This window comes from Anaeromicropila herbilytica (assembly GCF_016591975.1).
Lineage (GTDB): Bacteria > Bacillota > Clostridia > Lachnospirales > Lachnospiraceae > Anaeromicropila > Anaeromicropila herbilytica.
The window spans coordinates 4475001-4491227 of the sequence record NZ_AP024169.1 but is presented as its reverse complement, the minus strand read 5'-3'; the positions used below and the strand labels follow the sequence as shown (position 1 = coordinate 4491227).

The following is a 16227-nucleotide window of genomic DNA, read 5'->3' as shown; positions in this document are numbered from 1 at the left end:
TTACCATTAATTATAATAAGAACATGCGGATGTTATCATAACGAAAATGTATGTAAACATACAGATAGGAGTTTATATGATATTAGATGATATTGTAAAGGATAAGAGGAATAGATTAATTGAACATAAAAATAAGATAAGTGAAGAAAAAATGAAAGAGATGGCATTGGCTTCAAAAAGAATATCCTATAGTTTTTATGATGCCCTAGCCAAGAATGGGCTATCCATCATCGGAGAGTTCAAGAAAGCATCTCCGAGTATGGGAATCATTCAGAATACAATAGAGTTAATGAATCGAATCGATCAATATAATCAGTCAGTTGATGCAATATCTTGCCTAACTGAGGAAGACCATTTTCATGGTAGTGCAGGTTATTTAAAAGAGATTCGAGAGATATCGAGCCTTCCAATCTTAAGAAAAGACTTTATCATAGATGAATACCAGATCTATGAGGCGAAAGTAATTGGAGCGGATGCCTTACTTCTGATTGCAGCAATATTAGATGATAACGAGATGAAAAGATTCTATGAGTTATCTTATCGATTAGGCCTAGATGTATTGGTTGAAGTACATGATGAAGAGGAAATGGAAAGAGCACTCAGTTTAGGCGCCAAAATAATTGGTGTAAATAATCGTAACCTAAAAGATTTTACCATATCGCTAGATACAACAAAAAAATTAAAGAGAATGGTACCAGATGAAATAATCTTTGTATCGGAAAGTGGTGTGACAACAGATCGGGATATTCAATATCTAAAATATTGTAATGTAAATGCTTTATTAATTGGAAGAGCGTTTATGGAATCGGATCAACCAATGGAATTAGCCAACCGATGGAAGTCTATTTATCTAAGTAAACCCAAGGTAAAAATCTGCGGATTAACTTCAATGGAAGATGCACAATTAGTAAATGAAGCGGGAGTCGATTATATCGGAATCGTTCTATTCTACCCCAAAAGTAAAAGAAATTGTTCCTTAGAACATGCAAAAAGTATTCTAGAACAATTAGATTCAACGATGCAAAAAGTTGCAGTTACCGTATCACCTTCGCTAGCGCAAATAGAACAGATTGAAATAGCAGGATTTGATATCTTACAAGTTCATGGAGATCTTGAAGAAAAAGTATTAGAAACCACAAAATTAAAGATATTAAAGGCATTTAACGAAGACGTCACTCAAGAAGTGGTTGAGCGTTTGGCTTCAAATGACAAAGTAATTGGGTTTGTAGTGGATGCCACAATTCCTGGAAGTGGAAAGAACTGTGATTGGAATAAAGTTAGACAATATGATTATAAAGAGAAGCTCTTGGTTCTTGCGGGAGGATTGACAGACCTTAATGTTCAAGAAGCGATAGAGATAGTTCACCCAGATATTGTAGATGTAAGCTCTGGTGTTGAAAAGGAGTATGGAATAGGAAAAGAAAGAAATAAAATAATTAATTTTATAGATAAGGTAAGAAACTAATATGGAATGCTGTATTTAAGTAGAATGGAGGTAATATTATGGATAAATATTATGGAGAATTTGGTGGACAGTACGTATCGGAATCACTTATGAACACATTAGAGGATTTAGATAATGCTTATGAAGAAGCTATGAAAGATGAAGAGTTCCAGAAAGAGTTTAATTATTACATGAAAGAGTATGTTGGTAGGGAGAACCCTTTGTATTTAGCAGAAAGGTTGACCGAAAAGTACGGGCCTAAGATTTATTTAAAACGAGAAGATCTTAATCATACAGGCGCTCATAAGATTAACAACGTCATTGGGCAGATTCTATTAGCAAAGAGAATGGGAAAGAAAAAAGTAATTGCAGAAACAGGAGCAGGACAACATGGAGTTGCAACAGCAACAGGTGCAGCGTTATTTGATATGGAATGCACTGTATTTATGGGAGCAGAGGATATTGTTAGGCAGGAACTTAATGTACTTCGTATGGAGATGCTAGGTGCGAAAGTAATTAGCGTAACATCAGGAAGCAATACGTTAAAAGATGCAACCAATGAAGCAATTCGTACATGGGCAAAAGAAGCAGAAGATACTGCATATATCATAGGTTCAGCGGTAGGACCTTATCCTTATCCTAAGATGGTAAAAGAATTCCAATCTATTATTAGTAAGGAGGCAAAGAAGCAGATTCTTGAGAAAGAAAACCGTCTACCAGATGTGGTAATGGCTTGTGTAGGAGGAGGTTCTAATTCTATTGGGATGTTCGCAGAATTTATTGATGAAGACGTGGAATTAATCGGAGTTGAGGCAGCAGGCTTTGGTATTGAAACAGGAAAGCATGCATCTGCCATGGCACTTGGTAAACCAGGTACTCTTCATGGAATGCGCTCTTATTTATTACAAGATGAAGATGGCAATGTACAATTAGCACATTCGATATCAGCAGGTTTAGATTATCCTGGAGTAGGTCCAGAACATGCATACTTAAAGGATACAAAACGTGTTGAATATGTATCTATTACAGATGATGAGGCAATGGAAGCGTTATTAGAACTATGTAGATTAGAGGGAATAATTCCAGCCATTGAGAGTTCTCATGCACTTGCTTATGCTTTTAAGAAAGCTAAGACTATGAACAAGGATGAGATTATGATTGTATGTCTATCAGGACGTGGCGATAAGGATTGTCATACTATTGCAGAATATTTAAAAGGGAGGAAAGAACAATGAATCGAATCGAAGAAAAGTTAGCCAAATTGAAAGAAAAGAAGGAAAAAGCATTTATCACTTATATGACAGCAGGACTTCCAGATATGGAGGGCACAAAGGAGATTATAAGGATTCAAGAACAGGCAGGGACAGATATCATTGAACTAGGAATTCCGTTTTCTGATCCTGCAGCAGATGGTCCAATCATCCAACAGGCTTCCTTCGAATCAATACAAAAAGGGACCAATCTTACTAAAGTTTTTAATATGTTAGAAGATTTAAGAAAAGATTGTGAGATTCCAATTGTATTCATGATGTATTATAATACCGTGTTCCATTATGGATTGGAACGATTCGTAGAAAAATGTATTCAGATTGGGGTGGATGGACTTATCATACCAGATCTTCCATATGAGGCACAAGGAGATCTAGCTAAATTTTTAGATAAAAAGGGTGCACCAATTTTGATTCAACTAGTAGCACCAGTATCTAAGAAACGAATTCCAATGATTTTAAAGAATGCAAGAGGTTTCGTATATTGCGTATCGAGCATGGGAGTAACTGGTCAAGATGCTACGTTTCATAAGGATGTTGTAGAATATCTACATACAGTAAAAGAGATATCCAATATTCCAGTTATGATGGGATTTGGTATACGTACAGCGAAGGATGTGGATGGTGTAAGAGATACCATAGATGGTGCAATTGTTGGCTCACATTTTATAAAGCTTATGAAGGAATCAGATTACAATCTGGAGGAGATAAAGAATTATTGCAGTAACTTTAAAAAAGAATTGAATCAGTATTAATAAGAGAAGTGTTATCAAGTTGTTATATATTGATAGCACTTCTCACTTTTGGCTACATGATTAGAACGCCAAAAGCCTTTCTTATCGTAAATTGTGTATATTGATGTATAAAATTATACAGCAATTATACACCCAGTACACTACAATAAGGCTTTTGACCCTTTATTCCATACCCGCAATTGTAAGAAAACATTAAGGATTAAAAACTTTACAACATGGCAAAAATAATCTATATTATAAGGTATAATTAAGAACTATTTGGCAGAAGAGTCACGAATATCTACTAATAGAATAGAAGGGAAGATTCTAATTGAATATAGCTTTATTTACAGAAACATACTACCCTGAAATAAATGGTGTGGCTACTTCCGTATTAATGTTAAAAACGGAGTTGGAGCAAAGAGGGCATAATGTTTATGTTTTTACGACAAAGACACCAGGAGCGCCGGAACGAGAATTTAATGTTTTCCGAGTACCTAGTTTACCATTCGCATTATTAACAGAACGAAGGGTTGGGTTATTCTATCAGCCTAGATTAGCTGGAATTATAAAAAGATTGAATCTTGATGTAATTCATACACATACAGAATTTTCACTTGGAATATTTGGAAGAATAATGGCAAAAGAGTTGAGAATACCTATTATTCATACTTATCATACTATATATGAAGATTATACCCATTATGTAACACATTCCGCTAAAATCATAGACGATAAAGCAAAAGCAGCAGTTCGTACTTTTACGAAAGTATGTTGCAATCATGTGGAGCAAGTGGTTGTACCAACAGAAAAAGTAAAAGAGTTACTTACAGATTATGATGTGGTAAAAGACATTGCAGTTGTTCCAACAGGTATTGATTTAAGAAAATTTGATCGTTCTAATTTTACAAAGGAAGAGATCATATCATTAAGAGAACAGTTCGGTGTAAAGGCATCTGATAAAGTAATCTTGTATTTGGGACGTATCTCAAAAGAAAAGAATTTACAAGAAGTAATAGATGCAATGCCAGAATATCTTGCAGACAAAGAAAATGTTAAATTTGTGATTGTTGGAAATGGACCAGATAAAGAACGTCTTAGTGAACTAGTGAATGAATTAGAATTAAATAATAAGATTATATTTACTGGAGAGCAGCCTTGGGATATTATTGCTAAGTTCTATCAGCTAGGAGATGTGTTTGTAAGCGCATCCAATAGTGAAACTCAGGGGCTTACTTATATAGAGGCTATGGCATCTGGACTTCCAGTTGTAGCAAGAGAAGATCGTTGCTTAGATGACATTCTTATTGATGGAGAGAATGGATATTCTTTTACAACCAAAGAAGGCTTAATGGAAGGTCTTGATAAGGTGTTATTTGGGAATATAGAAAAGTTTTCGGAGAACTCCATTAGAATTGTAAGCAGATACTCTACAGAAGAATTTGCGAAGAACATTGAATTGGTATATCAAAAAGTAATTAGTCAAGAAAAAATATCTGATTTTAAATATGAGTATAGCATTAAAAAGTATTCAAAAATATAGAAGCATAATCAGGGGAGTACAGAGAATATGAACTTATTCGCATGGATTTTTATGCTAATAGGAATTGTTTTTATTATCTATTTTGCTATCATAGTAATCTATACGAAAGCAGGGACAGCATTTGGTGGTTTTTTTATAACAGTAGGCTCTGTATGTCTTATCCTGTCTTATCTATATAAGTATCTCGAGGACAAATATAAAATAATCTTTCGATATATTGAGAGGATTACCTTATTACTCTTTGTCATTGGGATACTTATATTTTTTATTATTTTAAGTAGGATTGTATGCTGTGCAAAGAGAAAAGTAGAGAGAAAAGCAGATTATCTAATTGTATTAGGTGCAAGAATTAACGGGAATACAATAACCAAGTCATTAAAGTATCGCTTAGATGTTGCAGTGGATTATCTAAATAAGAATGATTCGACGGTAGCTATTGTATCTGGTGGAAGAGGTAGTGGAGAAAATATTTCAGAAGCAGAGGCTATGAATCAATATTTGCTACAACAAGGTATTAGAACAGAGAGAATTATACTTGAGGATAGATCAACAAATACCAATGAGAATATAATATTTAGCAAAAATATAATAAAAGATACACATCAAAGAATAGTGATAGTAACAAACTCCTTTCATCTGTACCGAGCATTACAAATAGCAAAAAAACAAGGCTTTCATAAATTATCAGGCCTTGGGGCACCTACAGATACAGTAATGGTGGTTAGTTATTATATTAGAGAAGTACTTGCAGTAATAAAGGATAAGATTAACGGCAATATGTGATAGACGAAGAAGGAACAGAAGATGGAGCAACTAGAGAAAAGGCTATGGTACATAACCCTTTTCTCTATTAGAAGCAACTGCAAGCTAAGAGAAATTATTCTCTTAGAGTTTTGTAATGAATGATAATGTGATGGAAAAGTACTTCATTAAACTATTCATGTAGTTGATTGAAAAGCTTGCTAAAGTCAAGAGAACTAATATAAGGGAGTAACCCCTTTAATCCGTCATATATTTGTGATTGGTCTAATTGCATTTGAAAGGAATCTTCGGATTCCTTTTTTTGAGTTACTTCAATTGTCATATATTTCGTATCATCTTTATATGCCTTAAATAATGCTGAAGAATCAGATCTATCATAGGTGAAGTCTATCTTATATGGGTGTTTTATATCTGTATCTTGATAGAGTAAACCGTTTAATGTAAGAGATTCTTTATCTAATTTAAATAAATCTTTTATCTGGTAGGAAAATGCACCGTGATAGTTCGAATTTTTATTTGAATTTGCTTGACTCTGATAATTAATGATTGTATTTAAATCACCATTAAAGTTAAATCCATCAAGTCTACCACTACCTTTAGCAGTAAGCTTAAAGCAATCATCATTAGAAGCGTTATATTGCAGGAGACCATCATAAGCAATCTGTGATCCTTTACGAAGAGTCTTATATGCTACAATAATTTTTGAATTTCTATAAGAAACACTTATGTTCCTTCCAATTATATTACCACTATCATCAACCCATATCGAACAATCAATGTTACCGTCCATATCTTTATCATGAAAATACATGTTTAGCCCAAGCGTACAAAGGCTTAAAAAAGAATGGTATTCAGAAGTGCTACAGATATTGGAAGATACAATGATATCTTCAATATCAGAGTCATAACTAACTTCTTCTAATAAATTATTAAATGAAGTTAACAATTCCTTTAATGTAAAAGAGAAAGAAAGCTTAGTTGTATTTTTAGTTATATGCTTTGATGTGAGTTTAACATTCCGTTCTAGCGTAACTGATTTTATTTGATTCATATAAAAATGAATATATTTTTTAATTAACTTAATTTTTTTTGATTTTGATAACCTTTTGGTATCTTGTTTCTGATTCGAATGTGAAAGAAACGAATCAGATGAATTTTTACTGCTATCTGGTGAGAAGAAAAATGTACCTTCACTTAACTCGGGAATACTTAAATAGAATTGCTTCTTTTGAGAATCATATTGAGTCATTATATTTAATAAATCATTATCATTACAATGTAGATCTAACAATGCATATTTCTTATCTTTTTTTGATTGGGTTCTATAATCAAGTCCTATGGTATGAACGCTATCAAGAGTAGAAGTTTTGTTCAGTAAATTGTATATGAAGTTATTCCCAAAGAGAGCATCAATAGACATTGTCTTACTAATAGGAGTATTTACATTGGAGTCTGATGCATTTTCTTTTTTCTGTTTGGAAAGATCAAATATATTTTCTATAGATTCATCTAATCTTTTGTTCATAATATAAGCGTAATACTCTTTCGGACTTTTTGTATTTAAAGCTATAAAATTAGAAATACGGTTTTGGAATATATATAACAATAAAAAAATGCCCAAGATTGCAATAACAACAAGGATTATTTTAGAACGGTGTTTTGTTTTATTTTTTGTTATCATTAGGTAACCTTTCTTATGTTTACATAATTAATTTCAATTTACCCTTTTCATGTACGAGTAGATGGTTTACAATAAGGTATAATATACTATTTTTATTATATAATCAATATATCCCATAATTTCGCTTTGATTTTTCGTAGTATTAAGAAACTGGTCAACTATAATACAAGTTATCAATGTTCCCAGGAGGTACCATATGACAAATAAAAAAAAGCATGTTATTCGAGTAATAAAAAAATATATATTACTATTCTTAGGCTCTCTCATAGCAGCAGTTGGACTTGAGATATTTCTAGTTCCAAATAATATTATTGACGGAGGAATTGTAGGTATTTCTATTATTGCAAGTTATTTATCAAAAATTCCGATTGGTGCATTTACTTTCGTCTTAAATTTACCGTTTCTAATTATTGGGTATAAACAAATTGGTAAAACTTTTGTGCTATCCTCGCTCTTTTCAATAACAACATTTTCGATTTTTACAGAAATCTTTCACCCAATCCCAGGCTTAACAAAAGATGTTTTACTAGCAGCAGTATTTGGAGGAATCATATTAGGAATTGGTGTGGGTTTAATCCTGCGATATGGTGGTTCCTTAGATGGCTCAGAGATTATTGCTATTATATTGAATAAAGGAACTTTATTTTCAGTAGGACAGATTGTGATGTTTTTTAATATAATAATCTTTACACTTGCAACTTTCGTTCTTGGATGGGATCGAGCCCTTTATTCGATGCTTGCCTATTTTGTAGCACATAAAGCAATAGACGTTGTAATTGAAGGGTTTGATGAAGCGAAAGCGGTATTTATCATAACAGACCATGGAGATGAGATTGCAGATGCAATAGTAGCACGTCTTGGTAGAGGAGTAACTTATCTTGAAGGGCAAGGCGGTTTCTCGAAAGATAGAAAAACAATACTATATTCAGTTGTAACAAGACTTGAAATATCAAAATTACGTTCTATTATCAATGATAAGGATGAAAATGCGTTTGTTACAATTAATGATGTATCCGACGTCATGGGAGGAAGTAATCAAAAGAGAGCAATTCATTAGTATAATCAGTGTGTCAAAAGCCTTATTTTAGCGTGTTGAGTGTATAGCGATGTATAATTATGAATTTTGGCTACCTTTCCTTCTAACATTATATTTTTTACAAGCCTCAAAACAAGCAAAAATATTCACTCACGTTCATATTTTCGCTTTGAGTCTTGACAAAATATAAACAATGTTTTCAGCCGGACTACCAATGTCGTCAACTTAACACTTGTAGTAAAAAAGTTTACAAAAAATTGTACAAAAATAAAACATCATATTTGATTATTTATAAAAATAGTGTAAACTATATGAGCGAGCAGTTTTTCGTTTTATAATGTATATTATAAAGTGGATTTTGTGTTCTGGGAGAACTTCATCCTGCTTCGCATTTTCTTTCGCTCATAAGAACGGTTTGTACGTACTTGTGAGCGATTTTTTATACCTATTTTTATCAAATTATTAATAACCTTTTTAGCAATACGATAGTTACAAATCAAAGTATATAGCTTATTAAAAAGATAGTTTACTAGAATATTTCTATTTGTTTTATAACATGTTGTTTTCTTTGTTTCCTGTTGAATATTAGATATTTCTTCATTGCAAACAGAAGCAAACATTGATAATAGGTTTGAAGCAAACATCGCAGCATAAAATTCCTGTTCAATTGCTTCCGGTTTTATGCCCATAAAATTTTCTAGCTTTAATATCGATTTGACTTCACGATATTTCGTTTCAATCCCCCACCTTATAAAATATAGTTCTTTAAACATTTCAACAGTTATATTGGGGTCAAAAAGATTTGTAACAAGTGTCTCTTGTAAGCCTGATGGCAAATCAAACTTTATAACTCTTAGCGGATAGGAACAGTCGTTATGAGAATACTGTATTGAAGTATCACCATAATTACATTGATATACCGCTTTTAACGCACCATGGGACTTTGTTTTATGTCTCATTACAAAGAAACATTGCTTTTCTTGAAGTTGCGCATAGAGTTTTCTAGATGGATAACCTCTATCAAAAATAATAATTGGTGCTTTCTCTCCGTGAACTTGATTTAAATTAAATTCATCGATTAATGTTTGGGCTTGAACTAATTCAGAAGTACGATAATGAACGAGTTTTGTATTAAGTAAGTTATCATTCAAAACATCATACAAAGCCGAAGCAGAAGCCAGAGCGACAGGGTCATATTGATTTTTTTTAGAACCATAATAAGTTTGATTTTCTTTTGTGTTAGGAATCTGCAATGAAGTACCATCAATCGCTAATACAGGGTGACCATTCCAAGTATTAAGGTTTGATCTTGTTTTATTAACATCAGTAGTCATTAGAAAAATTTCACGAAAAGCATCAGGTTTAATTTTAAAGCGAGCTTTTGAAAAAGCCTGTTTTGAAATTGAGTCAATTGCAAGGTTTGAAGAATCTATGTAATCGGAAAGAGCCACAGATAAAGATTTTTGTGGCTGACTTAAAAGGAATAAAATAATATCCTTAAAAGTTAATTTTCGATTACGATTAAAGCTTTTTTGATTAATCCTATGTTTTTCAATAAACTCTTCGCTAGTAATAAGGTTATTAACTGATTTTAATAAAGATGATATTTTTTTAATCATAATATGAAGTCCTCCAAAATTTAATAGTAAAAATGTATCTATTAAAATTTTGGAGCAAACATTTGTTTGTCAATTTGCATTTTAGACAAAATAATGTTTGATTTTTGTTCAGTATTTATTTGTAACTTCTTAAGTTGACGACATTGGCCGGACTACGCCAAAATTAATAATTATACATCGCTATACACAATTAAGATGAGAAAGACTTTTGACACTTGATATTACTGGTTTAATTTGCCCTTGACAAATAAAAGCAGAATGATATAATTGGGTTTAAATAGACAAAAAGTGATATGCGAATACGTTGATGAGACGAGTACTGTGTGAAAGATTTCAGAGAGAGATACATAAGCTGAGAGTATCTTAATTGGAAGCATAGGAAGACTAACTCGGAGTGACTCTAATCCAGTCCGTTGATTACGTTACAATCTGATTATGATTTCATAATCCTAAAGTGGATGTTTTTTAACATCAACAAGGGTGGAACCGCGAGTGAATAGATACTCGTCCCTTTCGATTGACTAGATCGAAAGGGGCGAGTTTTTTTATTCATAGGAAGTTATTCCGAATTTCTTAGAGTTAATAGATTTCATGCAGGATATACAAGTGCGAAGGAAAGCCACTTATGCCTCGGGCTTGATTGGGGGGATGCTTTGTAATCTCTTATTCGTGCTAATCATAGAAAATTCATGGAGCATAGTTTACATAATAATATAAACTATGGAAGACATCTGATTTGACGCACAGCAATCACTATGGCACAAAGAGTTATACATTAGCGCATTCTTTGTTCAGAAGAATTGAGACAATAAAACAAACTCACGATTATGTGAAAGGAAGGAATTATTAATATGAAGATTACATTAAAAGATGGAACAATAAAAGAATATGATAAAGCAATGTCTGTAATTGATATTGCAACAGATATTAGCGAAGGCTTAGCAAGAATGGCCTGTGCTGGTGAAGTAGATGGTAAGGTAGTAGACCTTAGAACGCTACTAGAACATGACTGCGAATTGAGTATCTTAACATTCAATGATGAAAAGGGTAAAGCAGCGTATCGTCATACTACATCACATGTATTAGCTCAAGCGGTAAAACGTTTATATCCAGAAGCAAAATTAGCAATCGGACCATCTATTGATACAGGATTCTATTACGATTTTGATAGTGAATCCTTTGATAGAGCTGCCCTTGATGAAATTGAAAAAGAAATGAAGAAGATTATCAAAGAGGGAGCTGAATTAGAAAGATTCACTCTTCCTAGAGAAGAAGCAATCGCTCTTATGAAAGAGAAAAATGAACCATATAAAGTAGAATTAATCGAAGATTTACCAGAAGGTGAAATTATATCATTCTACCGCCAAGGAGATTTTGTAGACCTTTGTGCTGGCCCACACCTAATGAGTACAAAAACAATCAAAGCCTTCAAATTAATCTCTTCTTCAGGTGCATACTGGAAAGGTTCTGAGAAGAATAAGATGTTAAATCGTATCTACGGTACTGCATTTACAAAGAAAGCAGAATTAGATGAATATCTAGAACACTTAGAAGACGTTAAAAAACGTGACCATAACAAATTAGGTCGTGATATGGAATTATTCACAACAGTAGATGTAATTGGTCAAGGTCTTCCACTTCTTATGCCAAAGGGCGCAAAGATGGTTCAAACACTTCAAAGATGGATTGAAGATGAAGAAGAAAAAAGAGGTTACATGTTAACAAAGACTCCTCTTTTAGCAAAGAGTGATTTATACAAGATATCAGGTCACTGGGATCATTACAGAGATGGTATGTTCGTATTAGGAGATCCTGAAAAAGATGAAGAAGTATTTGCACTTCGTCCAATGACTTGTCCATTCCAATACTATATATATAAGAACAGCCAAAAGAGTTATAGAGATCTACCATGCAGATATGGTGAGACTTCTACATTATTTAGAAATGAAGATTCAGGTGAGATGCATGGACTTATTCGTGTAAGACAGTTCACAATCTCAGAAGCACATATCATCTGTACTCCAGAGCAAGTGGAAGAAGAAATCAGAGGAGTAGTTGATTTAATTCACTACACAATGAGGACATTAGGAATTGAAAATGAAGTATCTTACCGTTTCTCAAAATGGGATCCTAACAATAAAGAAAAATACTTAGGAACAGAAGAAGAATGGGAAAGAAATCAAGGAACATTCCGTTCTATTCTTGAGCATATGAATATTGACTTTACAGAAGCAGAAGGAGAAGCAGCATTCTACGGGCCAAAACTTGATATCCAATTTAGAAATGTTCATGGTAAGGAAGATACTATCATCACAGTTCAATTAGATAACTCAATTGCAGAGAAATTCGATATGTTCTACATCGATAAGAATGGTGAGAAAAAACGTCCATACATCATTCATAGAACATCCATTGGTTGTTATGAAAGAACTCTTGCAATGTTAATTGAAAAATATGCTGGATTATTCCCAACTTGGTTATGCTCTGAACAAGTAAGAGTGTTACCAATCTCTGAAAAATATCATGATTATGCAAACAAAGTAGCAATGGAATTAAAGCAAAATGGAGTAAGAGCTACTGTTGATGAAAGAGCTGAAAAGATTGGTTATAAGATTCGTGAAACAAGACTTGATAAAGTACCATACATGTTAGTAATCGGACAAAAAGAGGAAGAAGAAGGCTTAGTATCTGTAAGAAGCAGATTCAAAGGCGATGAAGGACAAAAATCTCTTGAAACATTTGTTGATGATATTTGCAAAGAAATCAGAACAAAAGAGATTAAAGAGATTGAAGTAGTAGAAGAGAAATAAATATAAGTATCAATTTAACATAGTATAATAATATAATGCTCATAGGTAATAGATTTTCCGGTTTAGAAAATCAGTACTTATGAGCATTTTTTAGAACTTTTTCTTATTCTTTGGATAAGAATATAATTATTTTCATTAATAGAAAATGTTGTATAATTTATAGTAATAAGGTATTAAAAATAGTAAAGGCGGTGTATTATGGCTCTTTTGGATCGTATAAAGTTTGATGGGCTTAAGTCAAGAGATTGGCTTATTTATAAATACCCCAGTGAAGGGCTTAGAACCAGTTCGGTTCTTATTGTTAATGAAGGACAGGTAGCAATATTTGTTAAAGGTGGAGTGGTATGTGATATATTTGAATCAGGGACTTATGTATTAAGTACAGAAAATATACCAATTTTATCAAGCCTTGTTAACCTACCATTTGGAGGAAATACCCCATTTTCAGCAGAGATCTATTTTATTAATATAACTACCAAATTAGATATTACATGGGGAACAACAGATCCTATTCAACTAATTGATCCTAAATATTGTATAAAATTAAGAGCTCGGGCATTTGGTCAGATGGGACTAAAAATAAAGGATTATGAATTATTCTTTAAAGAATTAATTGGAGGAATGGCTCAAGATAATTTAGTTAAGTTTGATACTAAAACTATTCTATCGAGGTTTAGTGGTAATCAAGGTGAAATCAATTATTGCAGATATAATTATTAATAATAAAATATCAGCATTAGAAATTAGTACAAAATTGGAGGAACTCAGTGAGAAGGTACAGAATGACCTTATTAGTGAAATGGGAGAATACGGAATGAGTATTCCTACATTTTTTATAGAGTCAATTAACTTCCCAGATGAAGATTTTGAAAAAATTAATAAGATATTAGAGGACAAAGCAGAATTCGAGATAATGGGTGATCAAAGATATGCAACAAAGAGAAGCTTTGATGTTTATGAAGGTGCTGCCAAAAATCAAGGTGGTGTAGCGGGGGCAATGCTAGCAGGTGGGGTTGCATTAGGAGCTGGAGTAAATATGCTAAATAGTATGAATCAAACAATGGCTACTCCAAATACAGAAAAGACAGTAATATGCCCATCCTGTAATACTACAGTTCCAAAGGAATATAAGTTTTGCAATAATTGTGGAACCTCTTTAGAAATAAAGAGAAAAAAATGTATTAAATGCAATGCTGAAAATGCAATAGGTGCAAAGTTCTGTAATAACTGTGGAGCTAATTTACAAATTAAAATATGTGAATGTGGATATCAATTAGATCCAGGTGCAAAATTCTGCCCAGAATGTGGCAATAAGGTGATATAAGGAAAGAGACTTGCAATTTAGTTGAACATTATATATAGCTATTTGTATAATATGCGATTAAAACAAAAATGAAAGGAAGATGAATATGGCCAATACATGTCCGCAGTGTGGAGCACCCATTGATATTACAGTAGAAGAGTGTAGATATTGTGGTGAAAAAAATATATCGAAAAGCAATTATAAAAGAAAATAATAAAACAAGAGCAAACAGTTTTTTTGATGCTACAGAAGGTTTTAGTAAGCAAAGCGAAGAATTTTTTAATAAAGTTCAAGAAGAGATGCTTAACGGTGATGACGATGAATTCTTCCAAGAAAATTGGAATATAGATGGAGCACCACAAAACGAAGTAAAAGTAACAAAAACTGTAACGGTAATTCATGAAACAAATACAAATATAGATACTTCATCAGAACAATTTAATACGGTAATTCCGAAAAATAGTTATGGACAAGAATCGGCAAATAATATTAATTTGGATTGGCCCAAAAAAAGTAAAAAGGTAGCAGCAGTATTGGGAATATTTTTCGGAGGTATTGGAGCTCATAAATTTTACTTAGGAAAGCCATGGTTAGGGATTTTGTATCTATTATTTTTCGCAACTGGAATACCAGTAATTATTGGTTTGATTGAAGGATTAAGTTATTTGTGTTATAGTGATCGTGACTTTGAAGTCAAATATAAAGTAAGATTAACATAATGAAGTGTTTGAAGATAATTAGTAGTGAATAAAAAGTACTAAATAAAAAATAGAAAAGCACTTGACAAAACTGTATTATCGACTTATAATAAAAGTGTTGTAGTTCTTTGTAAGGTGTTTGCATTGAATTGCAGATTGAAATTTCAATATTATATAAAGAAGAGTATCCGCTCTCACCTTAGCATAGAATCACAACGCAGTTAGGCTAGATGCCAATCATATCAGTTGTGCATTTGATAGATGACTTGGGTTAATATTAATAATACAAATAATATTTGCAAAAGAAGTAAATATTATATTTGAGGTTAATTGTGGATAGTCTTTACTATCCACTTTTTATATGTAAAAGTAAGGTAACTTTAAACTTTGAATCAACCTATGGAGGTGCACTACTATTAGCGATTTAATGATTAATGAGCAGATTAGAGATAAGGAAGTTCGTCTAATTGGAGAAGATGGGGAACAACTTGGCGTTGTGGCAGTAAAAGATGCAATGAAATTAGCAAAAGAAGCTAATCTTGATTTGGTTAAGATTGCCCCAACAGCAAAACCACCAGTATGTAAGATTATTGATTACGGAAAATACAGATATGAATTAGCAAGAAAAGAAAAAGAAGCTAAGAAGAAACAAAAAACAACAGAAGTAAAAGAAGTTCGTTTATCTCCAAATATTGAAGATAATGACCTTAATACGAAAGTAAACCAAGCTAGAAAATTCCTTGAAAAAGGTGATAAAGTTAAAGTTTCACTTCGTTTCCGTGGTAGAGAGATGGCTCATATGGGTACTAGTAAACAAATCTTAGATACTTTTTATGAAAAATTAGAAGATATTGCAGTGGTTGAAAAACCAGCAAAACTAGAAGGAAGAAGTATGATAATGTTTTTAACAGAAAAACGTTAAACATAAAATAAATCAATGTATGATTAGAATAGAAATACTATTTTAGTTTGATACGATTATCAAGGAGGAAATATCATGCCAAAAATTAAAACAAGCAGAGCAGCAGCAAAGCGTTTCAAAAAAACAGGTACAGGAAAACTTAAAAGAATGAAAGCTTATAAGAGCCATATCTTAACTAAAAAATCTACTAAGAGAAAGAGAAATCTTAGAAAAGCAACTACAGTAGATGCAGCAAACATCAAGGCAATGAAGAAAATTTTACCTTATCTATAAGATACGGTTTTTATAAGGAGGGAAATACAAGATGGCAAGAATTAAAGGCGGAATGAACGCTAAAAAAAGACACAATAGAGTATTAAAACTAGCAAAAGGTTATAGAGGAGCTAGATCAAAACAATATAGAGTAG

Annotated in this window: 15 protein-coding genes and 1 other annotated feature (1 of these 16 cut by a window edge); of the genes, 13 read left to right on the top strand and 2 right to left on the bottom strand. The window is 32.4% G+C overall.

Annotated features, from left to right (window positions below):
• Positions 1-76 precede the first annotated feature (76 nt).
• The 5 genes from trpC to bsdtb5_RS19070 all read left to right on the top strand — a co-directional run bounded on the left by trpC (position 77) and on the right by bsdtb5_RS19070 (position 5772).
• Positions 77-1465: an indole-3-glycerol phosphate synthase TrpC gene (trpC, locus tag bsdtb5_RS19090; protein WP_271713544.1), complete on the top strand. Its 1389-nt coding sequence runs from the start codon at positions 77-79 to the stop codon at positions 1463-1465.
• 38 nt (positions 1466-1503) lie between these two features.
• Positions 1504-2679, top strand: a complete 1176-nt coding sequence (trpB, locus tag bsdtb5_RS19085) for a tryptophan synthase subunit beta (protein WP_271713543.1) — start codon at positions 1504-1506, stop codon at positions 2677-2679.
• Positions 2676-3467, top strand: coding sequence for a tryptophan synthase subunit alpha (trpA, locus tag bsdtb5_RS19080; RefSeq protein ID WP_271713542.1), 792 nt, complete (start codon positions 2676-2678; stop codon positions 3465-3467). Before trpB ends, trpA begins: the two co-directional genes overlap by 4 nt.
• Positions 3468-3777: 310 nt before the next feature.
• Complete coding sequence (locus bsdtb5_RS19075; protein WP_271713541.1) at positions 3778-4989, top strand: glycosyltransferase family 4 protein; 1212 nt, start codon at positions 3778-3780, stop codon at positions 4987-4989.
• A 27-nt stretch (positions 4990-5016) separates the two neighbouring features.
• Entirely contained in the window at positions 5017-5772 is a 756-nt protein-coding gene (locus bsdtb5_RS19070) for a YdcF family protein (protein WP_271713540.1), read from the top strand.
• Positions 5773-5923: 151 nt separating this feature from the next.
• On the opposite strand, the gene bsdtb5_RS19065 is transcribed toward bsdtb5_RS19070, so the two are convergent.
• Positions 5924-7432, bottom strand: coding sequence for a hypothetical protein (locus bsdtb5_RS19065; protein WP_271713539.1), 1509 nt, complete (start codon positions 7430-7432; stop codon positions 5924-5926).
• Between the two features lie 196 nt (positions 7433-7628).
• Between bsdtb5_RS19065 and bsdtb5_RS19060 the strand changes: the two genes are divergently transcribed.
• A complete protein-coding gene (locus tag bsdtb5_RS19060) occupies positions 7629-8489 on the top strand; it encodes a YitT family protein (protein WP_271713538.1) in 861 nt (286 codons plus the stop codon).
• 323 nt (positions 8490-8812) lie between these two features.
• On the opposite strand, the gene bsdtb5_RS19055 is transcribed toward bsdtb5_RS19060, so the two are convergent.
• Entirely contained in the window at positions 8813-10087 is a 1275-nt protein-coding gene (locus tag bsdtb5_RS19055) for an IS4 family transposase (RefSeq protein WP_271712180.1), read from the bottom strand.
• Positions 10088-10382: 295 nt separating this feature from the next.
• Positions 10383-10602: a binding site (T-box leader), on the top strand.
• Between the two features lie 336 nt (positions 10603-10938).
• Between bsdtb5_RS19055 and thrS the strand changes: the two genes are divergently transcribed.
• The 7 genes from thrS to rplT form a co-directional block, all read left to right on the top strand.
• Complete coding sequence (gene thrS / locus bsdtb5_RS19050; RefSeq protein WP_271713537.1) at positions 10939-12897, top strand: threonine--tRNA ligase; 1959 nt, start codon at positions 10939-10941, stop codon at positions 12895-12897.
• Between the two features lie 198 nt (positions 12898-13095).
• Entirely contained in the window at positions 13096-13617 is a 522-nt protein-coding gene (locus bsdtb5_RS21825; RefSeq protein ID WP_330611777.1) for an SPFH domain-containing protein, read from the top strand.
• Positions 13586-14221, top strand: a complete 636-nt coding sequence (locus bsdtb5_RS21820; RefSeq protein WP_330611776.1) for a double zinc ribbon domain-containing protein — start codon at positions 13586-13588, stop codon at positions 14219-14221. The genes bsdtb5_RS21825 and bsdtb5_RS21820 overlap by 32 nt, the downstream gene beginning before the upstream one ends.
• A gap of 149 nt (positions 14222-14370) precedes the next feature.
• A complete protein-coding gene (locus tag bsdtb5_RS19040) occupies positions 14371-14919 on the top strand; it encodes a TM2 domain-containing protein (RefSeq protein WP_271713536.1) in 549 nt (182 codons plus the stop codon).
• Positions 14920-15325: 406 nt separating this feature from the next.
• A complete protein-coding gene (gene infC, locus bsdtb5_RS19035; protein WP_271713535.1) occupies positions 15326-15820 on the top strand; it encodes a translation initiation factor IF-3 in 495 nt (164 codons plus the stop codon).
• Positions 15821-15895: 75 nt separating this feature from the next.
• Positions 15896-16093, top strand: coding sequence for a 50S ribosomal protein L35 (rpmI, locus tag bsdtb5_RS19030; RefSeq protein WP_271713534.1), 198 nt, complete (start codon positions 15896-15898; stop codon positions 16091-16093).
• A gap of 31 nt (positions 16094-16124) precedes the next feature.
• Positions 16125-16227, top strand: partial view of a 50S ribosomal protein L20 gene (rplT, locus tag bsdtb5_RS19025; protein ID WP_271713533.1) — the 5' portion only. It continues 254 nt past the right edge of the window; only the first 103 of its 357 coding nucleotides appear in the window; its start codon is at positions 16125-16127; its stop codon lies beyond the right edge, outside the window.